Origin of the sequence: Megalodesulfovibrio gigas DSM 1382 = ATCC 19364, from assembly GCF_000468495.1 — a bacterium.
Classification (GTDB): Bacteria; Desulfobacterota; Desulfovibrionia; order Desulfovibrionales; family Desulfovibrionaceae; genus Megalodesulfovibrio; species Megalodesulfovibrio gigas.
Genome location: NC_022444.1, coordinates 1,365,382 through 1,390,875 on the forward strand (window position 1 = coordinate 1,365,382; position 25,494 = coordinate 1,390,875).

At 64.7% G+C, this 25,494-nt stretch carries 19 protein-coding genes and 1 other RNA gene; 7 read left to right on the top strand and 13 right to left on the bottom strand.

The features are described from left to right. Positions 1 to 97: 97 nt before the first annotated feature. The 4 genes from DGI_RS06005 to DGI_RS06020 all read left to right on the top strand — a co-directional run bounded on the left by DGI_RS06005 (position 98) and on the right by DGI_RS06020 (position 9,895). Positions 98 to 1,981 carry an autotransporter assembly complex protein TamA gene (locus DGI_RS06005; RefSeq protein ID WP_021759909.1) on the top strand — a complete coding sequence of 628 codons (1,884 nt, stop codon included), beginning with the start codon at positions 98 to 100 and terminating at the stop codon, positions 1,979 to 1,981. A 2-nt stretch (positions 1,982 to 1,983) separates the two neighbouring features. Then, a complete protein-coding gene (locus DGI_RS06010) occupies positions 1,984 to 6,417 on the top strand; it encodes a translocation/assembly module TamB domain-containing protein (RefSeq protein WP_021759910.1) in 4,434 nt (1,477 codons plus the stop codon). 171 nt (positions 6,418 to 6,588) lie between these two features. Next, on the top strand, positions 6,589 to 7,449 hold the full coding sequence (locus DGI_RS06015; RefSeq protein WP_021759911.1) for a hypothetical protein: 861 nt from the start codon (positions 6,589 to 6,591) through the stop codon (positions 7,447 to 7,449). Between the two features lie 7 nt (positions 7,450 to 7,456). Then, positions 7,457 to 9,895, top strand: a complete 2,439-nt coding sequence (locus DGI_RS06020; RefSeq protein ID WP_021759912.1) for a penicillin-binding protein 1A — start codon at positions 7,457 to 7,459, stop codon at positions 9,893 to 9,895. Positions 9,896 to 10,046: 151 nt separating this feature from the next. Here the strand turns inward: DGI_RS06020 and nifB are convergent, their stop codons facing one another. From nifB to nifH, 10 genes are all read right to left on the bottom strand, one after another. Then, entirely contained in the window at positions 10,047 to 11,345 is a 1,299-nt protein-coding gene (gene nifB, locus DGI_RS06025) for a nitrogenase cofactor biosynthesis protein NifB (RefSeq protein WP_202961837.1), read from the bottom strand. A gap of 12 nt (positions 11,346 to 11,357) precedes the next feature. Next, the gene (locus DGI_RS06030; RefSeq protein ID WP_021759914.1) at positions 11,358 to 12,773 is read right to left on the bottom strand and encodes a nitrogenase component 1; all 1,416 of its coding nucleotides are present in this window, start codon (positions 12,771 to 12,773) and stop codon (positions 11,358 to 11,360) included. After that, complete coding sequence (gene nifE, locus DGI_RS06035; RefSeq protein WP_021759915.1) at positions 12,770 to 14,197, bottom strand: nitrogenase iron-molybdenum cofactor biosynthesis protein NifE; 1,428 nt, start codon at positions 14,195 to 14,197, stop codon at positions 12,770 to 12,772. Before nifE ends, DGI_RS06030 begins: the two co-directional genes overlap by 4 nt. A 129-nt stretch (positions 14,198 to 14,326) precedes the next feature. Continuing rightward, positions 14,327 to 14,626: a (2Fe-2S) ferredoxin domain-containing protein gene (locus DGI_RS06040; protein WP_021759916.1), complete on the bottom strand. Its 300-nt coding sequence runs from the start codon at positions 14,624 to 14,626 to the stop codon at positions 14,327 to 14,329. A 14-nt stretch (positions 14,627 to 14,640) separates the two neighbouring features. Further along, a complete protein-coding gene (locus tag DGI_RS06045; RefSeq protein ID WP_021759917.1) occupies positions 14,641 to 15,852 on the bottom strand; it encodes a radical SAM protein in 1,212 nt (403 codons plus the stop codon). Positions 15,853 to 15,967: 115 nt separating this feature from the next. Next, positions 15,968 to 17,353, bottom strand: coding sequence for a nitrogenase component 1 (locus DGI_RS06050; protein ID WP_021759918.1), 1,386 nt, complete (start codon positions 17,351 to 17,353; stop codon positions 15,968 to 15,970). A gap of 37 nt (positions 17,354 to 17,390) precedes the next feature. Continuing rightward, positions 17,391 to 19,058 carry a nitrogenase molybdenum-iron protein alpha chain gene (nifD, locus tag DGI_RS06055; protein WP_021759919.1) on the bottom strand — a complete coding sequence of 556 codons (1,668 nt, stop codon included), beginning with the start codon at positions 19,056 to 19,058 and terminating at the stop codon, positions 17,391 to 17,393. A 56-nt stretch (positions 19,059 to 19,114) separates the two neighbouring features. Further along, on the bottom strand, positions 19,115 to 19,495 hold the full coding sequence (locus DGI_RS06060; RefSeq protein ID WP_021759920.1) for a P-II family nitrogen regulator: 381 nt from the start codon (positions 19,493 to 19,495) through the stop codon (positions 19,115 to 19,117). A gap of 1 nt (position 19,496) precedes the next feature. After that, positions 19,497 to 19,853: a P-II family nitrogen regulator gene (locus DGI_RS06065; RefSeq protein WP_021759921.1), complete on the bottom strand. Its 357-nt coding sequence runs from the start codon at positions 19,851 to 19,853 to the stop codon at positions 19,497 to 19,499. Between the two features lie 55 nt (positions 19,854 to 19,908). Beyond that, the gene (gene nifH, locus DGI_RS06070) at positions 19,909 to 20,733 is read right to left on the bottom strand and encodes a nitrogenase iron protein (RefSeq protein WP_021759922.1); all 825 of its coding nucleotides are present in this window, start codon (positions 20,731 to 20,733) and stop codon (positions 19,909 to 19,911) included. 318 nt (positions 20,734 to 21,051) lie between these two features. Here nifH and DGI_RS06075 point away from each other — a divergent pair, with 318 nt between their 5' ends. Beyond that, positions 21,052 to 22,005 carry a DNA-methyltransferase gene (locus tag DGI_RS06075; RefSeq protein WP_051286549.1) on the top strand — a complete coding sequence of 318 codons (954 nt, stop codon included), beginning with the start codon at positions 21,052 to 21,054 and terminating at the stop codon, positions 22,003 to 22,005. A gap of 17 nt (positions 22,006 to 22,022) precedes the next feature. On the opposite strand, the gene DGI_RS06080 is transcribed toward DGI_RS06075, so the two are convergent. Genes DGI_RS06080 through DGI_RS06090 form a run of 3 tightly spaced genes read right to left on the bottom strand, consistent with a single transcriptional unit; the run spans position 22,023 to position 23,282 of the window. Beyond that, positions 22,023 to 22,493: a hypothetical protein gene (locus DGI_RS06080; RefSeq protein ID WP_021759924.1), complete on the bottom strand. Its 471-nt coding sequence runs from the start codon at positions 22,491 to 22,493 to the stop codon at positions 22,023 to 22,025. 18 nt (positions 22,494 to 22,511) lie between these two features. Then, positions 22,512 to 22,739, bottom strand: a complete 228-nt coding sequence (locus DGI_RS06085; RefSeq protein WP_021759925.1) for a helix-turn-helix domain-containing protein — start codon at positions 22,737 to 22,739, stop codon at positions 22,512 to 22,514. Positions 22,740 to 22,745: 6 nt separating this feature from the next. Further along, a complete protein-coding gene (locus DGI_RS06090; RefSeq protein ID WP_021759927.1) occupies positions 22,746 to 23,282 on the bottom strand; it encodes a DUF2975 domain-containing protein in 537 nt (178 codons plus the stop codon). Positions 23,283 to 23,477: 195 nt separating this feature from the next. Between DGI_RS06090 and ssrA the strand changes: the two genes are divergently transcribed. Further along, positions 23,478 to 23,835: a transfer-messenger RNA gene (ssrA, locus tag DGI_RS17835) on the top strand. A 196-nt stretch (positions 23,836 to 24,031) separates the two neighbouring features. Beyond that, positions 24,032 to 25,261, top strand: a complete 1,230-nt coding sequence (locus tag DGI_RS06095; RefSeq protein WP_034607612.1) for a tyrosine-type recombinase/integrase — start codon at positions 24,032 to 24,034, stop codon at positions 25,259 to 25,261. Positions 25,262 to 25,494 lie beyond the last annotated feature (233 nt).

Below are 25,494 nucleotides of genomic sequence, written 5' to 3' on the forward strand. Positions count from 1 at the left end.
AATATTTTCTTGACCCGCTGGTGCAAAAACGTCACGGTATGGAGGCTTGACCCTATGCTATGATGGCTGTGTCTTGAACTGAACAGGGAACCCGCTCATGCCAACGCCGCGAGTATCCACATCTTTGCGCATCGCCCTGGGGTGGATGCTGTGGGCTGCCCTGGTGATTGCCTCGGCGACATCCCCCGGCTGGTGCGCCGATCTCATCCAGACCGATGCCGCGACGCCCTCTGACAATGGGAATGGCGATGCCCCGGCCATCACCAGTTATGCCGTGCAGTTGGAGGGCGTGTCCGGCGATGTGGCCGGGCTCCTGACCGCCCTTTCCGCAAGTGAATCCCAGAAAAACGCCCCGGTGGCCTCCGTCGGCCTGCTGCGCAAACGCGGCGAGGACGATGCCGCCACGTTCAAGAAGGCCCTCATCGCCCGGGGGCACCTGAACGCCACCGTGGCCGTGACCGTGGAGCAGGAGCAGACGCCGCCCGTGCTCCGGTTCGGCATCACGCCCGGCCCGGTGTATGTGCTTTCCAAGGTAGAGATTACCCTGGCCGATCAGCCCGGCGTGGACGCCTCCGCCTCCTTCCCCCCGCTGCCCGGCCTGGGGCTGGTGGTGGGTGGGCCGTTCCAGGCCAAGGCTGTGCTGGATGCTCAGGGCCAGCTCACGGCCCAGCTGCGCCGCACCGGGTATCCCTATGCCACGGCGGCCCGGCCCCTGGTGCTGGCCTCCACCACCGAACCCACGGTGCGCGTGGTGTACACCCTCACCCCCGGGCCTCGGGCCACCTTCGGCGCCACCCGCTTTGAGGGCCTGACCTCGGTGAAGACATCTTTTCTGGAAGACGAGCCCCTCTGGAAGCCCGGCGATCTCTACAACCACGACCTGCTGCGCGAGCTGGAAAAGCGTCTGGCCCGGCACAATCTCTTCGGGGCCATCGGCGCCATGCCCGCGGAAACCCCCAATGCTGATGGCTCCGTGGATATCATCGTCACCCTGGGCGAGCGCAAACACCGCACCGTCAAGGGCGGTGCCGGCTACAAGTCGGATGTGGGCGCGAGCATCTCCCTGGGCTGGGAGCATCGCAATCTTTTTGGCGGCGGTGAGCGGCTCGCCCTGGTGCTGGACGTCTCCATGCTGGAATCCAAGGCCTTGGCGGAATTTGAAAAACCCAAGTTCCTGCGGCCGGACCAGTCCCTGAAATCCTCGCTGGAAGCCAAAACCGAAGACACCTCGGCCTACGAGGCAGACAGCCTGACCGGCAAGGTGCTGGTGGAGCGCGAATTCGGTGAGCGCTGGCGGGGCTCCGTCGGGGTGGCCTTCCGTCAGGCCGACGTCCTGCGCGACGAGGCCCGCCCCGAACAGGACGAGCTCAAATACTCCCTGGCCTCCACCCCCCTGGCCCTGACCTACGACTCCCGTGATTCCGTGCTGGATCCCACCCGCGGCGTGCTCCTGGCCTGGATGGCCGAGCCGTTCTACAGCGTGGGCGAATCCACCATGAGCAGCGACGCCTTCCTCAAGCTGGAAACCCAGGCCCGCGGCTTTCTGACCCTGTTGGAAAAGCCCCGGCTGGTGCTGGCTGGCCGCGGCACCTTTGGCGCGTTTCTGGGCCTGCCCGGCGAGGAACTGCCCCCGGTGTTGCGCTACTACACCGGCGGCGGCGGCTCGGTGCGGGGTTATCGCTACCAGACGGCCGGCCCCATGCGTGGCGAAAATCCCACCGGCGGCAGCTATCTGGCGGAAGTCTCGGCGGAAATCCGTTTGCGCCTTACCGAGGATCTCGGCTTCGTTCCCTTCCTCGACGGCGGCAACGTCTATGACACCCTGGACGACCTGAGCAACGGCCTGCTCTGGGGCGGCGGCGCAGGCTTGCGCTACGCCACACCCATCGGCCCCCTGCGGTTGGACCTGGCCTTCCCCTTTGAACAACGCAGCACGGACGACACCTTCCAGGTGTACGTCAGCGTAGGACAGGCATTCTGATCATGCAATTGCAGCGTCGTCATGCCCTGGTGCTCCTTGGCGGGCTGGCCGCGGCGCCGGTGGTGTTCGTGCTGGCCGCGTGGCTGGTGTTGCAGACCTCCGCGGCCCATCGGGAACTGGCCTCCCTGCTGGCCTCCACCCTGGCCAGCGAAAACGGCACGGCAGAGGTCAAGGGCCTCTCGGGCCGGCTGCCTTTCACCCTCCGCCTGGAACGCTTTGCCCTGGGCGACGAGCACGGCTGGTGGCTGGAAATCGACGACCTCTCCCTGGACTGGAACCCCCTGGCCCTGCTGCGCACGCGCGTCCGCGTGGCCTCCCTGGCCGCGGCGCGCATCCGGCTGGATCGCCTGCCCCCCTCCACGGAAGACACCGCCCCGCCAGTGGAGGCCGGGCCGCTCTGGCCGCCGCCGCCTGTGTCGCTCCCTGATATTTTGCTGGATTCATTGGAAATTGGACGATTCGAGCTCGGCGAGGCCGTGCTTGGACAGGCTGCGGCGTACCGGGTGTCCGGTTCGGCCGAGGGCAAGGGCGCGCGCGTGGATGCCCGGCTGGACATGCCACGCATCGACGGGCACGATTCTGCCCTGCATCTGACCGCCACGGCCGACCTGATCGCCTGGTCCCTGGCCCTGGACGCCCGGCTGCACGAAGCGCCCGGCGGGCTGATCGCCGGGCTGGCCTCCCTGCCGGCGTATCTGCCCCTGGCCGGCTCCCTCGCGGGGCAGGGTTCGCTGCAGGACTGGCGGGGCACCCTCGAAGCTCGGGCAGACAACGCCACCTTGCTGGAAGGGGCGGTGCATCTGGCCGTGCCACCGCGCAAGGAGCAGGATGCGCGCCTCGGGCTGGATCTGATGCTGCATCCGCAACTCGATCTGCTGCCGGCCGATGCCGCGCCCCAGGCCCGCGCTGCCTTGCAGACCCTGGGTGGCGTCGTGCGATTGCAGGCGGACATCCAATGCTCCTCAGACCTCGCCACCCTGGGCATTCATGAGGTCACCCTGGATGCCGGCCCGGTGTTCCTGCGCAGCCATGGTTCGCTGACCGAAAAGGCGCTGACCCTGGACGCCACCGTGGCCGCCGCGGATCTCGCCCCCCTGGGGCTGGTGGCCGGGGAGGCCCTGACCGGCGGGTTCGAGGCCGCCATCCGGTTGCGCGGCACGCCGCAGGCCCCTGTTGTCTCGGTGGCGGCGCAGCTCCAGCGCGCCCGCCTGCCCGGCGTGGCTGTGGAGTCCCTGACCATCCAGACCCAGGCCGCCCCCCTGGCCTCCCTGGATCAGCCCTTCGCCGGCGTCAGCACGCACGGCGCCTGCAACGCCACAGGCCTGCTGCTGGACGGTGCGCCGGGTGTCCTGGGGCCGAAGGTGCAGGCGACGTGGAATGTCGAAGCCGATCCCCACGGCGGCATGCGCGTGGTGGAATTGTCCGTGCGCGATGGCGACACCGTGGTCTCGGCGTCTGGTCCCATCAATCTTTCTGGCGCGTTGGATCTGCAACTGGCCGTGGAGGGCCTGGGCTTGCGGGAGCGGTTGCCCGGCGTGCCCCTGACGGGCACGGCCTCCCTCGCAGCCACGGCATCCGGCAATCTGGCGCAGCAGCAGGTATCCCTGAACGCCACGGTGGCGGTGCAGCAGTTGACCGCCCGCGCGCCGGATCTGGAGCCCGCCGTCAGGCTGCTGGGCGCGTCGCCGTCCGTGATGCTGGCGGCGCAGTGGCACAATCAGACGGTTGTCCTGGAATCCCTGCGGCTTGCTGGCGCATCCCTCGGGCTTGAGGGCGCAGGCGATGTGGATCTGGCCGCCGGCGTCATGGACGTCCGCACCAGCCTGCGGCTGGCCACCCTGGCCCCGCTGGAAGGGTGGATCGGCCAGCCCATCGCCGGCGTGTGCGAACTGGATCTCAACGCCACCGGCCCCCTGGCTGCGCCCACTGCGGTGCTGCGGCTGGACGCGCAACACATCGCCTCCCCGGGTATGGCCCTCAAGCGCCTGCGGCTGGCCGGGGATCTGCAACCCCAGGCCGGCGGGGACGCGGCACAACAGATTCTGGCCGGAGCCCTGCGTCTGGACCTGACCGGGGACCAGGGCGACTTTGCCCTGTCCACGCGCTACCGCCTCCAGGAACCGCAGCTCAGGCTGGACGCCCTGGAATTGCGCGGCCCCGGCACCTCCCTGGCCGGGACGCTGGAGCTGGATCTGCAACGCACGCTGGCCGCCGGCGTCCTCAAGGGCGGGGCGCAGGATCTCGCGCCCCTGGGCCGGACCCTGGGGCAGCAGCTCCTGGGCTCGGTGCAGCTTGCCTCGGAATTCATCGTCAGGGACGGCCGGCAGGATGTGGAACTCAGTCTGGAGGCGGCCCGGCTGCAGGCCGGGGATCTGTCCCTGGGCCGGCTCAAGCTGACCTCCTCCTTGCGCGATGTGCTGCGGATGCCCCAGGGATCGGTGTCGCTCCAGGCCACAGCCCTGGGTGCGGGCGGCGATGTGCGCCTGGGCTCGGCTGCGGTCACGGCCAAGGGTGACGGCGCGAAGATCGCCTTCACCGTGGTGGCCAAGGACGGCGAGGCCGGCGGCGCGCCGTTCTCCGCCGATCTGGCCGGGGATGTGGCCCTGCCGCAAGGCGGCGTGGATCTGACCCTTTCCCGCCTCGCCGCCGCCTATGCCGGCACGCCGGCCAAGCTGCTGGCCCCGTTGCGGGTGAGCCAGCGGGGAACATCCCTGGAGGTCAAGGGCCTCTCCCTGCAGTACGGCCCGGCCAAATTGACGGCCAATATCTTGAAATCGTCTGACAAGCTTGCCGGAGAAGCCGCGGTTTCGGCATTGTCGCTGTCCCGGCTTGCAGAGCTCGGCGTGGCAGGCATGGAAGAGGTGCGCGGCGAGGTGCGGCTGCAGCTGGGCCTGAGCGGCACCCCGGCCAATCCCAAGGCCACGGTGCAGCTCAAGGGCACGGGCCTGCGGGCCGCCGGGGATGCGGCGCTGGCGGAAATGCCGGCCCTGACCCTGGACGTGGACGCCGGCCTGACCCGCGACGCCGCCAAGGCCACCGTGCGCCTGACCGGGCTGGACGGCGCCGGCAACGCGCCGCTGACCGTCACAGCCAGCCTGCCGGCCACCTTCGTGTTGGAGCCCTTCCAGTTCCGCCTGGGGGACGGCCCCCTGGCCGCCTCGGCCAAGGGAGGCGTGGATCTGGCCCGCTTCTCCACCATGCTGGAACACTTCGACGCTCGCTGCAAGGGCCGGCTGACCGTGGATGTGGACGTGGCCGGAACCCTGGCCGTCCCGCAGGTGCGCGGCGGCATCACGCTGGAGAAGGGCTTTCTGGAAGCGCTCTCCACGGGCACGGTGCTGGATCCCGTGTCCATGGACATCCAGGCCAGCAACACAGCCATCGCCCTCACCGCCCTGGACGTGCGCGACCGCGCCGGCGGCCGGCTCCTGGCCACCGGCTCCCTGACGCTCAACGAGGAGATGCCTTTTCAGATCAAGGTTGCCTTCAGCAACTTCACGCCGGCGCGGCACAAGCTGGGCACGGGCAAGCTGAGCGGCGACGTGGCTGTGACCGGCACGGCCAAGGGCGGCAAGGCGACAGGCGCGCTGAGCGTCAATCCTGCGTCCGTCAGCCTGCCCACGCGGCTGCCGCCGGACGTGGCCCCGGTGGACAAGCTGGACATCGTGTTCGGCGATGCCGTCGCGGCCGAAACCGACACTGCCGGCGTTCCGGCCGGTCCCGGCTGGCCCCTGGATCTGGACATCCTGATCCGCATCCCCAATTCCCTGCGTATTCATGGGCTTGGATTGGATTCCACCTGGGGCGGCAATCTGCATGTCCAGGGCACGGCGGCCCGGCCCACGCTGGTGGGGGCGGTGGCTGTCTCCCGCGGGGACGTGAATTTCCTGAGCAAGCGGTTCGTCATCTCCAAAGGCGAGGTGGGCTTCGGGGGCGACTGGCCGCCGGATCCCCTGGTGGTGGTGGAAGCCACCACGGACGCCGGGGACGTCACAGCCGTCCTCAGCCTCCAGGGCCATGCGGACGACCTGGACCTGAATCTGAGTTCCAATCCGGCGTTGCCGCGGGAAGAGGTGCTCTCGCGCATCCTCTTTGGTCGGGACTTGCAGAATCTCTCGGCCCTGCAGGCCGTGCAGCTGGCCAAGGCCGGCAGCATGCTCCTGGGCAGCAGCGGCGCCTGGGACATGCTTGGCAGCAACGACGAGCTGATTCCCGGCCTGTCCCTTGGCGGCGACGGCGACGGCGAGTCCTCGGGGCTGGGCCGGTTCCTGGACCGCGCCCGCAACTCCATGCGCGTGGACGTGCGCCAGCCTGTGGGCAAGACGAGCAACGAAGTTGCCGTGGAGGTGGACATTACCAATGACATCATGCTCCACGGCACGGTGGACGACCGCGGCCAGGAAGGCGTGGGGTTGCAATGGAAGCATGACTACTGAGCAACGCGGCAGGTGGATGCGGCCCCGGCGTGCCCGGAAAATCCGGATTGCGTCTGCGTCCAATCTGGATTATCCTGATAGAGTGACGGCCGTATCCTGATTTTATGATCGTATCCACGGCGGCACCCGTCCGGTGTGCTGCGTTTCCTTTCCACGCGCGCAGATCAGTCCATGAAAAAACGCCTGCTTCCGATTCTCGGTGTCGTCCTGCTGGTTTTGCTTGGCGGCGGCTATTATGCCGCCCAACTGGCTGCGGACCGGCTGGTGGATGAAAAACTTCAGGCCACCCTGGCCCGCCTGGGCAACAGTACCTCGGTGCAGTACCGCGACCTGCACGTGAACCTGCTGCGTCAGTCCGTCACGTTGTCCGACGTGGCCATCCGTCTCAAGGATGGCCGCCACGGCTCCATCGGCGCGGTGGTGGTGAAGAATTTTGACCGCAAGCACATGAAGGCTCCCCATTTCCTGGCCCTGGAGCTGGAGGATCTGACCATCCCTGTGGACGAGCAGAACTTCCGCGCCGAGCTGCCCGCGGTGCAGGAACTCGGCCTGCAGGCCCTGGTGGTGGATGTGGCTGTGGACTACCGCTACGACCCGGACGCCCGGCGGCTGACGGTGTCGGAGTTCGATGTGGACATCGCCGAGGGCGGGTCCTTCCGCATGGCCTTTGCCCTGGAAAACTTCGTCGTGGAACAGCTCCGGCAGCAGCAGGTCGATGATCTGGCGCTTGCGTCCTTTTCCATGCAGTACAAGGACAAGACCCTCCTGCGCGGCGTGCTGCTGGCGGCCGGCGAGGAGGAAAAGGAACTGCTGCGGTTTGTGGAAGACTGGCTCAAGGAAGAAGTGGCCCTGGCAAAGCAGAAGCAGGACGCCACCGCTACCGCCTCCCTGCAGGCGCTGCTGGCCTACATGCAGAAGCCGGCCGATTTTTCCATGGAACTCGCGCTCAAGCAGCCCCTGACCATGGCCAAGATCAATCCCATCAAGAAGATTTCCGAGTTGCTCGGGCTCTTCACCATCAACATCCGCTAGGCCCCGCATGCACTCCACGCTTTTTTTGCGCACCGTCGCGTTGCTGGCCGCCCTCACGGTTTTGGCTGCTCCGGCTGGCTTGGCTCATGCCCAGCAGGCCACCAACCTGAGCCAGCAGACGCACCTGCCCGAGTTCGACAAGGTCATGGACTACCGTCCGCCCCTTGTGACCATGGTCTATGCCCGAGACGGCGAACTCATGGGCATGTTCGGTCGGGAGAAGCGTTTTCTGGCTCCCCTGGCCCAGATTCCCGCGCATGTGGTGAACGCCTTTTTGGCCGCGGAGGATTCGGCGTTCTACGAGCACGAAGGCGTGGACTTGCAGGCCATCTTCCGGGCGTTTTCCAAAAACGTTGCCGCCGGCGGCATTGTCCAGGGCGCGTCCACCATCACCCAGCAGGTCATCAAGCGGCTGCTGCTCACGTCCGAGAAAAGTTACATCCGCAAGGCCAAGGAAGCCATTCTGGCCTACCGGCTGGAACGCCGTCTGACCAAGAACGAGATCCTCAGCATCTATCTGAACGATATCTTCCTGGGCGCCGGCGCCTACGGCGTGGAAGCCGCGGCCCGCATCTATTTCGGCAAGCATGTGACGGACCTGACCCTGTCCGAGGGTGCGCTCCTGGCCGGGTTGCCCAAGGCTCCCACCACCTACAACCCATACCATGATCCCAAGGTGGCCAAGGAGCGCCAGCAGTACGTGCTGGGCCGCATGCTGGAGCTGACCTGGATTACCCAGGAAGAGCATGACGCCGCCCTGGCCGCGCCCCTGGAATACCGGTCCATGGAGGATCCCACCTTCGGCCGCGGGGCGTATTATCTGGAAGAGGTGCGCCGCACCCTCATCGCTTCCCTCACTGCCGACGCCGTGCAGGCCATGGGTTTTGACACCAACGCCACCGGCGAGGAGGCCCTCTATACCCTGGGGCTGCAGGTGTTCACCAGCATGGACATGCAGCACCAGATCGCCGCCGAAGACGCCCTGCGCCGCGGGCTGGAGGATGCCACCAGACGCGCCGGCTGGAAGGGGCCGGTGAAGACCGTCACCCCGGACCGTTTCGATGAGTTCCTGGCGGGTGACGGCGCACTGCCGCCCAACCGGCTGCCGCAGGGGCCGGTGTTGGCGCTGGTGGTCCGGGTGAACGCCGAGGGCGCGGAAGTGCAGCTGGGGCAGCAGAAAAAGGGCCGCATCCCGGCGGCCTCCATCAGCTGGGCCAGAAAGGCCCGCGGCCCTGCCGGCAGCGCGCTGGCCGTGGGCGACGTCATCTGGGTCACGCTGGATGAGCCGGCGCAGTTTCTGGACCCCACTGTGTCCCATGCGGCGTGCACCATGCAGCCCATCGTCAAAATCCAGGGGGCGCTGGTCTCCATGGAGCCTAACACCGGCGACGTCACGGCGCTGGTGGGCGGCTACGACTTTCACGAAAGTTCCTTCAATCGCGCCACCCAGGCCCAGCGGCAGCCGGGTTCCAGCTTCAAGCCCATTGTCTATTCCGCAGCCATGGACAACGGCTTCACCCCGGCTTCGGTGCTGTACGACCGGCCCATTTCCATCTGGGACGCCGGGTCCAAAACCCTCTGGGAACCCAAGAACTATTCCAACAAGTTCTACGGCCCCACGTTGCTGACCACCGGTCTTGCCCTTTCGCGCAATCTGGTGACCATCCAGGTGGCGGATCGCATCGGCATGAACAAGGTGGCGGAACGCGCCCGGGATCTGGGTCTGGGCGAGCATCCGGCCTACCTCTCCGTGGCCCTGGGTTCCCAGGTGGTCACGCCCATCAATCTGGTGCAGGCGTACACGGCCTTTGCCAACGGCGGCGTGGTTTCCAGCCCGCGGCTCATGGCCTCCCTTGCGGACAATCAGGGCCGGCAGCTCAGGTTCTTCGAGCCGCAGCTTCGCCAGGCCATCTCCCCGCAAAATGCCTACATCATGGCCAACATGCTCAAACATGTGGTCCTGCGCGGCACGGCCACCAAGGCCCGGGTGCTCAACCGGCCCCTGGCCGGCAAGACCGGCACCACCAACGAGGAGCGCGACGCCTGGTTCCTTGGGTTTGCGCCATATCTCGTGTCCGGGGTGTACGTGGGCTATGACGATTACTCACCCATGGGCAAGCAGGAAACCGGGGCGCGCGCGGCCCTGCCCATCTGGATCGACTACCGGCAACAGGTGGAAGGCGAGTATCCGGTCAAGGACTTCCCCGTGCCCGAGGGCATCGTGACCCGCACGGTGTACGACGTGGGCGAACATGGCGGCCGGTCCTTCGAACTGGCTTTCATCGCCGGGCAGGAACACGGCGGCGCAAGCTACGATGCCGAGACGGCCATGTACTACGACGAGATGTACGGCAGCGAGGAAGGCTACAGCGGCACGGAAGGCGGCAGCCGCGGCGGTACTGCCGGATCCCGGCAGGAAGAAGAGCTGCTGAAGCAGCTCTTTTAGAGCATGTTACTCTCGCAATGTTCCCTTCCAAAACTTTCATAGTGGCCTTGAATCACAATAAAAAGTCTTTGGAAAGGNAAAGGGGGTTCGGGGGAAGAACCTTTCTTTAGAAAGGTTTTCCCCCGAGAACTCCTGTCAAAGATACCTTGCCTTAGCACCCCTCGCCGCTGCCGCCGCAGCCGGCCATCTTGCAGCCGCCTTTCTGCTTGCGGAACTGGGAGAGGTCGCCGTGACCGTAGATCGCGGCCAGACCCTGATCGATGAGTCCCTGCATTTCGTGGCAGGCCAGGCCGGATTCCTCCAGCACGGCCCGCGGCGTGGCGCCCATGGCGGCACAGAGCACGGCCTTGCAGTCCTTGAGCAGCTCCGCCACCATCAGCCAGCGTTTGGGCCCTGAGGTCCGGGAGGGGGCAGGGCGCTCCTCGACGAGTTCGTAGCAGCCCTCCGCCGTCTGATTCCAGATCTGGAAGCGTTCCGCCTCCCCCAGATGGCGGTTCACCAGCAGGCCTTCCTGGGTGCACACGGCCACGTACGGCCTGGTTTCTTCTGCGGGCAGTTCCAGCTTGCTGCAGGCCGAGAGGCAGCCGGCCATTTCCTTGGTGCGGTCTTCGGTCAGCAGGCCCACGGCATCGGCCCGGCAGCGCTGGCAGTGGCGCATCTGGGGCAGGTGCTGTTCCATGGTGTCGCGGATGGCGTCCAGCTTGGCCTTTTGGGGTTCTTCGATGTTTTCGTAAATGGTGCCGGCCACGGGCTTGAGGCCCATGCAGTTGAGCACGTCCACGCCCAGGGCCTTCATGGTCTTGGCGATTTCTTCCAGATGGTGTTCATTGACGCCGGGGATGACGATGGTGTTCACCTTGACCACCATGCCCAGCTCCTTGCAACGGCGGATGCCTTCCAGCTGCCGGGAAAGCAGCAGCTTCGCGCCTTCCAGACCCTTGTACATGACGTTGCCGTCGCGGATCCAGGCGTAGATGCCGGCGCTGATTTCGGGGTCCACGGCGTTCACGGTCACGGTGACGTGGGAGACGCCCACCTCGGCCAGTTCGTCCACATGGGCCGGCAGGCCCAGGCCGTTGGTGGAGAGGCAGAAGAGCAGCTGCGGATGCTTCTTGTTCAGCCGGCGCATGGTGTCGATGGTCTTGTCGGCATTGGCCATGGGATCGCCGGGGCCGGCGATGCCCACCACGGTGATGCGCGGCTCCTTGGCCAGCACCTTATCCATATAATGCACGGCCTGGGCCGGGGAGAGCACCGCGGAGGTGACGCCGGGCCGGCTCTCGTTCACGCAGTCGTACTTGCGGTTGCAGAAGTTGCACTGGATGTTGCACTTGGGCGCCACAGGCAGGTGCACGCGGCCGCAGGACCCCTTGGCTTCCTTGTTGAAACAGGGATGCTTGGAAAAATCCTTGGACTGGGACACGGTGGACGGGGCGAGAAGTTCTTGCATGGCGCCGCTCCTTTAGACGTAGCTCCAGCCGAGGGGGTTGTCGGCCTGGCGTTTTTCGATGATGGCGTTGACGATGCGGTCAAACAGCGACTGCGTGCCCGTGTAAAACAGGTGCGGCATGCGGGCGGCGCCGAAGCGGTCGTGGATGGGGAAGCCCACGCGGATCAGGGGCGCGCCGGCATCGCGGGCGATGCGGTGCCCCTTGGAATTGCCAAGGATGAGGTCAGGCTTCAGGGCCTTGGTTTCGTTCTCGATTTCAAAAAAGTCGATGTTGGGGCGAACATCTGGCAATTCCTTGAGCAGATCCCCGCAGGCCTCGGCGATTTTTTCCTTGAGCAGGCCGGAATTGCCGCCAGAGGCCACCAGCACGGGCACGATGCCGATTTCCGCCAGCAGCCCCGTGAGGCCCACCACCAGCTCTTCTTCCCCGTACACCACGGCGCGTTTGCCGGAGATGTACTTGTGGCCGTCCACCAGGGCATCCAGAAAGCGGCCGCGCTCGTGGGCGTAGCGGGCGGGCAGGGGCTGACCGGAAATCTCCTGCAGGGTCTCGAAAAAGGCGTCCGAAGCGCGCAGGCCGATGGGCGTGGACAGGCGGTAACCCGGCACGCCGAACTTGTCGTGCAGCACCTTGGCTCCGGAGTTGTCCGGATGCAGGGTGGCGCCGAACTCCACCGTGGCCCGGGCCGCCCCCATGGCCTTGAGACTGGCCAGGGGTGTGCCGCCGGGGGGGAGCTTCTGGTAATCGTCAACAATTTCACCGTCAAGCGTCTCGGAATAGTCCGGCAGGATGGTCACGGGCAGGCCGAAGCGCTCGAAGATGTCCCTGGCGTTGCGGATGTCCTCGGGGGAGACGAAGCCAGACAGCAGGTTGACGCCGGCGTGTTTGGGGTTCTCGGCGCTCACGGGCAGGGGCATCTGATCGCAGACGGCCTTCACCGCGGCCTGGAAGCCTTCCATGTGCGAGCCGGAGTAGCTGGGCGTGGAGACGTGCACCAGATCCGGCAGGTCCAGGTCGCCGAATTCCTGCTTGAATTCGTGCAGGAGCATGGCCACGTCGTCCCCGATGGTTTCGGTGAGGCAGGTGGTGGCGATGCCCACCATCTTGGCCTCGTACTTCTTCATCACATTGAGGAGGCCTTGCTTGAGGTTGGGGCCGCCGCCGTAGATGGCCTGCTTCTCGCCCAGGGAGGAGGAGGCGATGTCGATGGGTTCGCGGAAGTGGCTGATGATGTAGCGCCGCATGTACGTGGCGCAGCCCTGGGAGCCGTGCAGGAAGGGGATGGCCCCTTCGATGCCGCGGAAGACGATGCTCGCGCCCAGGGGCGTGCAGAGCTTGCAGGCATTGGTGGTGGAGACGAAATCGGGAGATTTGGCTTTCATGGTCGGCCCCTTGGGGGTGCGTTCCAGGGTGGTGGCGTCGCTCATATGGTAGCCTCCGTGCAGTGGGCGGTGGCAGCGGCCTTGGCCACGCGGCGGGGCATGAAGCGCCACACCGGGCTCATGACCGTGCGGTGCACTTCCAGGGCGAAGTTGTACATGCCGACAAAGCCTTCCAGGCATTCCTTGCGCTCGTGGTTGTGGTCGCAGAAGCCGATGCCCAGCTTGTAGGCAATGGGCCGTTCCTTCACGCCGCCCACAAAGATGTCCACGTCTTTTTCCTTGATGAAGGCGGAGAGCTCCAGGGGGTTGGAATCGTCCACGATGATGGTGCCGGGATCGCAGATGGCGGCCAGTTCCTCGTAGTCTTCCTTGGTCCCGGTCTGGGAGCCGACCAGGGCCACCTGCATGCCCAGGTGCCGGAACGCCTTGATGAGGGAAAAGGCCTTGAAGGCGCCACCCACGTAAATGGCGGCCTTTTTGCCCTCCAGATCCTTGCGGAACTCCCGCAGCCTGGGCAGCAGCCCGCCCACTTCCTCGGCCACGATCTTGCGGGCGCGGTCCATGATGGCGGGGTCCTTGTCCTTGAAGAACTCGGCCACATCGTAGAGGGCTTGGGCCATGTCCTCAATGCCGAAGTACGAGACGCGGATATACGGCTGCCCGTATTTCTCTTCCATGATCTTGGCGAAGGGCTGGGTGGCCCCGTTGCACTGCACCAGGTTCAGGGCTGCGCCGTGGCAGCGGCGGATGGCGTCCACGCGGCCGTCGCCGGTGATGGTGGCCACCACCTGCAGGCCCATGCGCTCGTAGTAATCGCGGATGACCCAGATTTCCCCGGCCAGGTTGAAATCGCCCAAAATATTGATGGACAGGGGGGAGACGTCGGACACGTCCGCCGTGCCGGCCAGCTGGGCCATGGCCTTGCAGGCGGCCTCGTAGCCGGCGCGCTTGTTGCCCTTGAAGCCTTCGCTCTGCACGGGCAGCACGGGGATGCCTTTTTCCTCGCTCACCTTCTTGCAGACGGCCTGGATATCGTCCCCGATGATGCCCACGATGCACGTGGAATAGACAAAGGCGGCCTTGGGCTCGTGGCGGTCGATGAGTTCGATGAGGGCCTTGTACAGCTTGGTTTCCCCGCCGAAGATGACGTCGCGCTCCTGCAGATCCGTGGAGAAGGAGAGCCGGTGCAGCTCGGGACCGGAGGACATGGCCCCGCGGATGTCCCAGGTGTAGGCCGCACAGCCGATAGGGCCGTGGACCAGGTGCAGGGCGTCGGCAATGGGGTAGAGGACCACGCGGGAGCCGCAGAAGGTGCAGGCGCGCTGGGAGACAGCGCCGGCCAGGCTGGGGCGGTTGCAGGCGAGATCAAAGACGTTGGGCGCGCCGGCGGCGTCGTTGCCGGTGACGTGGATTTGATCCGCCCGTTCCTCGAAAATAACGGATTTGGTGGGCGTGGCGTGGTCGGTCATGGCGGTCCTCCGTGCGTCTGGGTCTGATGGTCAGTTTTCAGATGACGACGGTATGAAAGCTAACAATCTGGTGAAAATTGTCCAGGGCGGCCCGGCCGAAAACACGGGCCGCCTGACGAAATTGTTAAACTAGAGGGCAAAATCCTCGGCCACGCCACCTTCTTCCATGGCGTCCAGGATGGCATCCACGGCATCTTCGGATTCCACGCCGCCGTACCAGACGTTCTGGGGGTAGATGACCATCACGGGGCCGTTGTCGCACTGCTTGAGGCAGCTGGTGGTGGTCAGCAGGGCATCCAGGCCGCGATCGAGGATCTGTTCTTCAACGTAGCCTGCCAGGCCGGAGCTTTTCTTGTGGCACACGCCCTTGGGTTCGCCCTTGGCGCGGAAGGACTGGCACAGCAGGATGTGATAGGTTGGCTTTTCCACGGGGTCTCCTCCACTCACTTGGATTGTTTGCCTTTTTTGTTCTTGACGCCAAAGGATGCCAGCACGGCGGCGGCCACGTCCGTGTCTTCGGGCACCACGCGCACGCTCAGGCCGTGCTCGCCGAGCACCCGCTGCGGGGTGTCCCCGGCGCTGGCGACGATCAAAATTTTGCAGTCGGCCAGCAGGTCGGCCAGGGCTTTCCAGCGGTCGTCGCCGCCGCCCTTGGGCGGGGCCTGGCGGTGTCCCTGCAGGGTCACGAGGCCCTGATCGTTCTGATAGATGAGCAGCCGGCGGGCGTGGCCCAGGTGGGTATCCACGGTTTCGCCGTTGCTGGTGGCCACGGCCACCAGGGGCCGCTGGGCGTCTGGCATGGCCCAGGGGCTTTCGTTTGCGGCCATGGCCTTGATTTTGTTCAAGACGGTGGTGGCCTTTTCCTCGCCCAGGAGGCCAATGGCATCGGCCCGGCAGTGGGTGCAGCATTCCATGAGGGGCAGATGCGGTGCGGCGGCTTCGCGGGCGGCGAGCATCATTGCCTTGGTGGCGGGGGGGTGCGCGCCCAGGGGAGAGGCCTGGGCCGGGTGGAAGGCGGTCAGTTCCAGCCCGTCCACACCCAGCGCCGCCAGCCATGCGGCAATATCGGCCACGTGGGCATCGTTGATGTCGGGGATCACGGTGCACACGGCGATGACTTCCAGGCCCAGCGCCTTGCAGGCGGCGATGCCCTGGCGTTGGGATTCGATGAGCAGGGCGGCGCCTTCCTGACCGAAGAGATTGCGCTTGCCGGCGCGGACAAAGTAGTACACCCGGGCGGCGATGGCCGGGTCCACGGCGTTCACGGCCACGTACACCCGGGAGACGCCGGCTTCGGTAAGGGCCTGGGCGTGCTCGGCCAGGGCCAGGCCGTTGGTGGAAATGAAGCGTGTGTACTGCGGGTGGGTCTGGGCCACCAGACGCAGGGTTTCCAGGGTTTTTTCCGGATCGGCCAGGGCGTCTCCGGGGCCGGCCACACCCACGGCGGTGATGTCGTCCTTGGCGGCCAGGACTGCATCCAGGTAGGCCAGGGCCTGGGTGGGGGTGAGGAGCTCGCTGGCCACGCCCGGGCGGGACTGGTTGGCGCAGTCGTAGTTGCGGTCGCAGTATTTGCACTGGATGTTGCAGCGGGCGGCCACCGGCAGATGGAGTCTGCCGCAGGAGAGTTCGGAGTCCAGGGGGGCCGTGCTGTGCATGGTGCGTGCCTGCGGGTTCCCGAAATGTGGTGGAAAGAAAGGAGCGGGGCTGCCGTGGGCCTGGGCCGGGAGGTTGCCCGGGCCGGGCGGCCCCGCTCCTGGGGCGTGTTGCGGATTAGAAGACCAGTTCGAAGGTTTCCACCGGGGCGTCGCGTTCCGTGCGGGTGAGCAGGGCGTCCACGATCTTTTCGATCAGGCGCATGCCGCCGCGGTAGCCGGTGGTGGGGAAGTACTGATGGCCCACGCGGTCCACGATGGGGAAGCCGTGGCGCACCAGGGGGATGTCCTCGTCACGGGCGATGTACTTGGCGTAGGAGTTGCCGATGATGAGGTCCGGCTTGTCCTGCTTGATCCACTGGTGCAGCAGGAACATGTCCCCGTGCTCGCGGACGTTGACCTTGTAGCCGATGTCCTTGGTGATTTCATCAATCTTGCCCACGAACCGCTTGCCCGCCGGCGAGCCGGTGACGATGTGGATGGGCAGCATGTCCAGGGAGACCAGGAAATCAGTGAGGGCGACGAGCTGGTCGGGATCGCCCACCAGGGCCACCTTCTTGCGGTAGAAGTACTGGTGGTAGTCGGAGATCATGTCCACCAGCTGACCGCGTTCGAACTCGATTTCCTTGGGCACAGCCGCGCCGGCGATGGTGCGCAGGGCATCCACGTAGGCGTCGGTGCAGCCCAGGCCGATGGGCAGTTCCAGGATGGAGCAGGGCACCTTGTATTCGGTGTCCAGGTAGCGGGCGCCGTCGGCCGAGGCCCAGAAGCCCATGGCGATGGTGCCCTTGGAGTTGCTGCAATCCTGCAGTTCAGCCACAGTGACGCCGCCGTCGGGGTACATCTTGTATTCACCGGTCAGCGGGCCGTTGGTCACGCCGGAGGTGTCCGGGATGCAGATGGTCTTCACGCCCATCATCTTGGCCAGGCGCTTGACTTCCGCCATGTCCGAGGGCTCGACGTAGCCGGGCAGGATGTTCACCTTGCCGTTGGGCTTGGTCTTGGGCTTGGCCAGCCCCTTAATCATGCCTTTGACCATGTTGGCGAAGCCGGTGACGTGGGAGCCCACGTAAGACGGTGTGGAGGCGCTGACCACGTGCTTGCCAGCCGGGATTTTGCCTTCCTTGTCCGCCTTGTCCACGATCTGGGGCACGTCGTCCCCGATGGTTTCGGACAGGCAGGTGGTGTGCACGGCGATGACTTCGGGCTCATACACCGTGAACATGTTCTGGATGGCTGCCAGCAGGTTGGACTGGCCGCCGAAGACCGAGGAGCCTTCGGTAAAGGAGCTGGTGCCGGCGCTGATGGGCTCCTTGTAATGCCGGGTGAGGGCGGAGCGGTGGTACGCGCAGCAGCCCTGGGAGCCGTGGGAGTGTGGCAGGCAGCCGTGGATGCCCAGGGAGGCGTACATGGCGCCGATGGGCTGGCAGGTTTTGGCGGGGTTGATGCTCAGCGCCTGCCGTTCAGTTATTTCAACAGGGGTATGGCGAAGGAGTGTGGACATGATGCTCTCCTGATAGAACCTTTTGCTGTGCTGGGCCTTACGCGTCGTTCCAGGCGTAGGAGGCCACGAGCTCGGGCTTCTTCTGCCAGGGGGCCTTCATGTAGCCCCAGACCTTGGTGTTCACCAGGCGGTCGATTTCCTGGTAGAAGTTGATGGCGCCCGCAAACCCGGCGTAAGGGCCGCCGGAATCGTAGCTGTGCAGCTGCTTCATGGGGATGCCCATCTTCTGGATGCTGAACTTTTCCTTGATGCCGGCGCAGAACACGTCGGGGCGGAACTTCTTCACCAGCTCGTCGGCCTCGTACTGGTTGAGGTCGTCGATGACGAGGGATTCCGGCTTCATGTCCGGCATCATGCCGTGGTAGTCCTTGAACTCGAAGCCGCATTCGTCCAGGGCCTTGAGTTCTTCGGCGGACTTGCGGGGCTTGAAGAGTTCCGGATCAGGATGCACATCCAGTTCTTCGATGTTCCGGGAGTCGGCATCCACCTTGATGGACGGGATGACCTTGCGGCCTTCGTAGTCGTCGCGGTGGGCGAACTCGTAGCCTGCGGCCAGGGTGGTCATGCCCATTTCCCGGAACAGGTCCTGGTAGTGGTGGGCGCGGGAGCCGCCCACGAACAGCATGGCCGTCTTGCCTTCGGTGCGGGGCTTGATGTCCTTGAGCGCAGCGTCCACGGCGGGCATTTCTTCGGCGATGACCTGCTCCACCTTGTCTTTGAGCTCCTGGTCGCCAAAGTATTCAGCGATCTTGCGCATGCTCTTGATGGTGCTTTCCACGCCGATGAAGTTCACCTTGATCCAGGGGATCCCGTACTTGATCTCCATCATTTCAGCCACGTAGTTGATGGACCGGTGGCACATGATGCAGTTCAGGTCCGCAGTGTGGGCGCGGGCGAAGTCATCGTATGTGGAGTTGCCCGAGAACGTGGCGTTGATGGTGATGCCGCAGCGGTGCATCAGGTCTTCGATGACAAAGGCGTCGCCGCCGATGTTGTACTCGCCCAGCATGTTGATGCGGTACTTGCCTTCCACCACCGTGTCGGAGGTCCCCACCACGTGGGTGAAGATCTGGTTGTTGGCGATGTGGTGGCCGGCAGACTGGGAGACGCCCTTGTACCCTTCGCACGAGAAGGCGAAGATGTTGATGTCGATGCCCTGGTCGTTGAGTTCCTGCTTCATGTCCCGGGCCACGGCGTTCACGTCGTCGCCGATGAGGCCCACAGGGCAGGTGGCAAAGATGGCCATGGCCTTGGGCTTGAAGAGGGCGTAGGCCTCGCGGATGGCCGCCTTGAGCTTCTTTTCCCCGCCGAAGACGATGTCGTTTTCGTTCATGTCGGTGGAGAAGGCGTAAGGGATGAAGTTCTCGCTGGTTTCGGTGTCCGGGCGGGTCTGGTTGCGCCGGGTGAGCCAGGAGTAGAACCCGCAGCCGATGGGCCCGTGGGTGATGTTCACGATGTCGCGCGTGGGGCCCAGAATAACGCCCTTGCAGCCGGCGTAGGTGCAGCCGCGCATGGTGATGATGCCGGGGATGGTCCGGACGTTGGCTTCAATAAGGGGTGCGTCTTCGCCCTGGAACTCGTTGAGCAGGAACTGCTTGCTCCGCTTGCGGGCCACCTTGGGCGGGTACTTCTTGAGCACATCTTCCTTGAAGGAAGCCAGGCTCTCCGTGGTGATTTCTGCTGGCTTTTTGGACTTGGTCGCCATGATTGTCGTGCTCCCTGTGAAAATCAGTTGCAATCCCGGTACGCGCAGGCCCGGCGCTACATCTCGTCGATGGCTTCGTTGCCCTTTTCACCGGTGCGCACGCGTACTGCGTCGCCCACGGGCATGACGAAGATTTTGCCGTCGCCAGGCTTGCCGGTGATGTTCACCTTCATGATGGTCTTGACCACGGTTTCCACCATGTCTTCCGGCACCACCACGGTGAGCACCCGCTTGGGGTACAGGCGGCCCTTTTCGCCCAGCAGGGCAGCAGCTTCCTCGCTGCCTGCCTTCACGCCGTCCAGGAGGTCTTTGGGGACCAGGCCTTTGCCGCGACCCAGGGCTTCCACTGCGAAGAAGGCGCTCACGCCGGCCTCCGTCAGGGCGCTCTTGGTCTGGTTCATCATGTTCATGCGGATGACCGCCATGATCTCTTTCATGTTACTTGACCTCCTCGATCACCCCGGGCTTCACTTCCTTGATGCCAGAGGAGACCGTGTACACGGAGTCCACCGGGGAGACGAAGATCTTGCCGTCGCCGAAGGCGCCCTTGTCCCCGGTGCGGGCGGCAGCCATGATGGTCTTGATGACGAATTCCACGTCGGACGCAGGCACCACACACATCAGCAGCGTCTTGGGGATTTCATCGTAAGTGATCTCGCCGATCTTGATGCCACGCTGTTTGCCGCGGCCAGCCACGTTGAACTTGGTGACGGCGGGGAAGCCGTTGTCGAGCAGAGAGGCGAGGACGTCGTTGACTTTGTCGGGACGAACAATGGCGCGGACCATGCTGAACATGTGGGGTGCTCCTTGAGTGGTTGGGATCGTGGGTTGGGTGCGTGCCGGTTCGGCCCTAGTTCATGATGCCGTGGTCCACGAGCAGCTTTTCCAGCTCTTCGATGGACAGGGGCTTGGGCACCACGAACATCTGGTTCTGGTCGATCTTGTTGGCCAGGGCGCGGTATTCGTCGGCCTGGGGATGCTCGGGAGAGAATTCAATCACGGTTTTGCGCATCAGTTCGGCGCGCTGCACCTGGTTGTCGCGGGGGACGAAGTGGATCATCTGGGTGCCAAGGCGTTCCGCCAGGGCCAGGATGAGCTTGTCTTCGTTGTCCACCTTACGGCTGTTGCAGATGAGCCCGCCCAGGCGCACGCCGCCGGCATCCGCGTACTTCACGATGCCCTTGCAGATGTTGTTGGCAGCGTACATGGCCATCATTTCGCCGGAAACGACGATGTAGATTTCCTGCGCCTTGCCTTCACGGATGGGCATGGCGAACCCGCCGCACACCACGTCGCCCAGGACGTCATAGAAGGTGTAGTCCAGCTTCTTTTCTTCCTTGAAGGCGCCCAGCTGCTCCAGCAGGTTGATGGAGGTGATGATGCCGCGACCCGCGCAACCCACGCCCGGCTCAGGACCGCCAGATTCGGTGCACAGCGTGTTGGCAAAGCCGGGCAGCACGATATCGTCCAGATCCACATCCTCGCCTTCCTCGCGCAGGGTGTCGAGCACGGTGCGCTGGCTCAGACCGCCAAGCAGCAAACGGGTGGAGTCGGCCTTGGGGTCGCAGCCAACCACCATCACTCGCTTGCCCATTTCCGCCAGGCCGGCCACGGTGTTCTGCGTGGTGGTGGATTTGCCGATGCCGCCCTTACCGTAGATTGCGATCTTCCTCATGACTATGTCCTCCCGTTTTGGATGTCGTCGAGGGATGTATGCAGATGGAGCGGATAAGGCAGGTTTCGTGCCAAAGTAGAATCGCCAAGAAATGATGTTTGATTTTAATATGTTCAACAAAACAATACAAAAATGTCGAGCTGCGCACCCCCATGGGATGCTACCAAATGGTGGGATTCGCCCTACCAAAATGTATTGAGAGGTATTTTCAATGGCAGGGCGGAGGGACTGGGTGCCCCGGGGGCGCTCCGGGCGAAGGCCCTGGGTGGAAGCGCTTCCCTCTGCCGCGCCAGGGCGGGCAGGGCCTACCATCGTCCCATGCACACCGCCACATTTCCCCCGGCGTTCTTCGCCACTGGCCTGGGTTCCATGCACGTCACGGACAGTCTTTCCGCCATGCGCCTGCTCCCGGCGGGCAGCGTGCATCTGGTCTGCACCTCGCCGCCCTTTGCCCTGGGCTGCCCCAAGCCGTACGGCAATCCGGAGGAGTCGCGCTATGTGGAGTGGTTCCGGCCGTTCGCTGCGGAAATTGCCCGGCTGCTTGCCCCGACGGGCTCGTTTGTGCTGGATGTGGGCGCCGGCTGGCAAAAGGGTCGACCCTGTCGCAGCCTGTACCCGTATGAGGTGCTGCTCATGTGCTGTCGCGAGTTGGGACTGCACCTGGCCCAGGAACTGACGTGGTGGAACCCGGCCACCATCGCTTCAGGCTATTGGACAAATCACACCAAGGAGCGGCTCAAGGACGCGGCGCATCATGTGTGGTGGCTGGCCAGGAGCGAGCGGCCCAAGGCGGACGTGGCCCGCGTGCGCTGGCCCTACCGCCGGCACATGCGCGGCCTGCTGCGCAGCGGGCGGCAGGGCCGCAAAAGCCCCAGCGGGCACGATAACCGCTTCTTCCGCAAGGACAACGGCGGCGCCATTCCCCACAACCTCATTGCCCTGGCGCACGAGGGGGGCAGCTCCGCCTATCTCAGGGCCTGCCGCGAGGCCGGCATCGCACCGCACCCGGCCCGGTTCCCCGAGGCCCTGCCGCGGTTCTTTATCCGTATGCTCACTGATCCCGGCGATCTGGTGCTGGATCCCTTTGCCGGCTCCTGCACCACCGGCCGCGCCGCCGAACGCCTGGACCGACGCTGGCTGTGCCTGGACCGCGAGGAGGACTACCTGCGCGGCGGCGTGCTGCGGTTCCAGACACAGGAGCGGACACAGCCACGCCGGACGCGGTATGAAATCTTCCATCCCGAAGCGGGCATCATTCACGAAAAGGAATGAGCAGAGGCAACTGCGCGCTATCTCCCTGCCGTCCCATTCACGCGCAAGACTGCCCCCGCCCCCTGGCCGGCCAGGGCCTTGAGAGCCAGGGAGAGCGTGGCATGGTCTGCGCCCAAGATGGCCTTGGTCTGCTCCACATCGCGAATGGAGGTCCAGGTCTGGCCATCGGACGAGAGGTACAGGCCTTTCGCGGAGATTCGTATGTGTATGTCGCGATGAAACACCAGCTGCCCCGTCACTGGCGCCATGGTCACGGCCGGGGTGTTCACTTCCAGCGTGAGGGGCAGGGACTGGCCCTGCTCCAGCAGCAGAATGCATGGGGTGTCATGTGAAAAGGCCCCTTCCACCTCCTGCAGCATCGCAGGATTGGCCTTGAGTGCAGACAATGTGATGGAGCGAGGCTGTTCGGGTGTGGCATGGTGGCGACCGCCCGCAGCGCAGCCGCAACACAGCACCAGACAGGAACACAGCAAGAGCCGTTGAAACATGGCAACTCCTTGGCACGTTCAATCAGTATCTGGATCGAGGTCGTCGTCCACGAATTCCAAAATGTCCCCAGGTTGGCAGTCCAGGTGCCTGCAGAGGGCTTCCAGGGTGGAAAACCGGATGGCCTTGGCCTTGCCCGTCTTGAGGATGGACAAATTCTGCACGCTGATGCCCACGCGCTGCGCCAAGTCGTTGGAGCGCATCTTGCGTCTGGCCAGCATGATATCGAGATTGATGCGGATGGACATGACGCGTCAGATGGTCAGACTGTGATCGGTGTGCAATTCGCAGCCTTCTTCCATCACCCACACCGCCACGCGCAGGACGAGTCCCAGGAGCAACGCCGTCACATCCGGGGTGGTCAGGGCCAGTTCAATGACCCGATGCCCCGCAGGCAAATGCAGGCTCAAGGCCATGCTGAGCAGCGGCGTCTGCAGAAATCCCAGGCCTGCCCACCACAGAAGCGCGGTGGCAAGCTGCCGAAAGCATGCGACGTTTTGAGGCGTAAAGATCATTCCCTGGGCATACAGCCCAAAGAGCCGTTGCAGCACCAGCAGGCCATACACCGCCGCCGCAACGGGCAGGAGCGCCACCATCCCTCCCAACGCCCGCGCCCCCACCGGCAAGGGCAGCACCACGCTCCCCGGCAAGGCCCGCGCCACCAGCGACTGCGGCAGGGCGCCCATCCACACCCAAAAGGCCACATGCGCCAGGGGCAACACCAGAGCCACCACAAACAACACCCCCCGCAACCTCCGACTCCACCGCGCGATGCGTTCAATCCTGTCCACGCGAGACCTCCTTGTGCCCATCATGGGCGCAACCTGCTTCTCGTTCATTTGTTATTGATAGTCAATCATTTTTTCTTGATTTGCAATGTCGGCCTCCCAATCTTCCTGTTCCCCCTTGCCAATCTCTGGCAGGCGGGTTATATTGAAGAATGGCTCGCCGGTATCTTTGGCTGGCTGGTCTTTCACAATCGCAGAGGGGGCGCACTGGTTTCGACGGGGATGGGAAGTCGACGTTGCAGGTCGAGGACGCCGTTGGCCTCGTAAAAAAACGGCACCATCTTAGTTGCCAACAACGACTACGATTACGCTCTGGCCGCCTAATATAGGTAGCCACGTCCGACTCGTTCACGCCTGATAGGCGGGAAGGGCGAAAAAACATCAGGCTGGCCGCTGCCGGCGCATGCCGCGGCAGGGGTGAGACTAAGGTGTGCTGGCCTGTGGGAGAGTTTGGTCATGGACGACTCCACGGGCGACATTAAAACATGACCTGAACCTGGAGACGCGTCGCGCGGAACATTCTCGGACGGGGGTTCGATTCCCCCCGCCTCCACCAGAGCAACCACTAAAGCCGTCCTGCACCGTCCTGGGCAGTCCTGAAAATCAAATGATTTCAAAGGACATGCATCCAGGAAGGCGCAGGGCGGCTTTTTTGCGTCCGTTGACATCCGGTAATTGTAGGGGCATTTTTAGGGGCAGATCATGACCATTGGCCCCCGTAGGGGCATTTCATGGAAAATCCAGGAGCCCCCATGCCCCGCAAGGCCGTGCCCCTCAGCGATGCCAAGGTCCGGGCCGCCAAGCCTCAGGACAAGCCCTACAAACTTTTCGACGGCCAAGGGCTGTATATCGAGATTTCCCCGGCCGGCGGCAAGCTCTGGCGCTGGAAATACTATTTCCAGGGCAAGGAGAAGCGGCTGGCCCTGGGCAGGTATCCGGCCGTGTCCATCGCCGCGGCCAGAGGGCTGGTGAAGGGGCATCAGGAAGTGCTGGGTAGGGGCATGGACCCCGCCGAAGAGCGCGTAGGGGCATATTCGGCACCGGCCTCCCCCCACTTGGAAGACGTGGCCCGTGAATGGTTCGACAAGTTCCGCCCCAAGTGGACCCAGGGACATGCCGAGACCATCCTGGCCCGTCTGGCAAATAACGTCTTTCCCTATCTCGGCAATAGCCCCATCAGCACCATCGCCGCGCCGGACCTGCTGCCCGTGCTGCGGCGCATCGAGGCCCGCGGGGCCATGGAGACGGCGCACCGCGTCCGGGGCATCCTGTCACAGGTGTTTTGCTACGCCGTCGCCTGCGGCTACTGCGACCGCGACCCCGCCGCCGATCTGCGCAACGCCCTGGCCCCGGCCGTGGTCAAGCCCATGGCCGCCTTCACCACCGCCAAGGACGTGGCCGGTCTGTTGCGGGCCATCGACGACTTCCGAGGCACGCCCGTGGTTCGCGCCGCCTTGCAGCTGGCACCGTTGACCATGGTCCGGCCGGGCGAACTCCGGCATGCGGAATGGACGGAATTTGCCCTCGACACTGCCGAGGCCCCCACCTGGAGCATTCCGGCCGGCAAGATGAAGATGCGCCGGGACCACATCGTCCCGCTTTCCCGTCAGGCTGTGGCCGTGTTGCAGGACCTCCAACCCTGGACCGGGCACGGGCGATACGTGTTCCCCTCGGCCCGCACGGCCTCCGGCTCCCCCAGCGAACGCCCCATGAGCGAAAACGCTGTCCTGGCCGCCCTGCGGCGCATGGGCTTTTCCAGGGACGAGATGACCGGCCACGGCTTCCGGGCCATGGCCACCACCTTGCTGGTGGAAGCCGGCTGGGAGGCGGACCTGGTGGACCTGCAGCTCGCCCACGCCCCGGCCAACAAGGTCAAGGCCGCCTATAACCGCGCCAATCGGCTGGAGGATCGACGCCGCCTGCTGCAGGCCTGGGCGGACATGCTGGACGGACTGAGGGGCAGGAATTGCGAGGGGCGCTGAAAATGCCAACAAAATCCAACCGTCCACCCCACGCCCATACTACGGCAGGGAACACGTCATCACGTCATACACGTCATGCGCCCAGGTCTGGCGCGGCCTGCTGGGCATGACGTTTTGCGGGATAACCTCATGGAGAGGACGCGCTTTACAAAATGTACACCTAAAAAAGCCACTGCTGACAGTGGCGGGGGTGGCAGCTGTTGACCGCTGTTGACCGCTTTTGACTGCTGTTG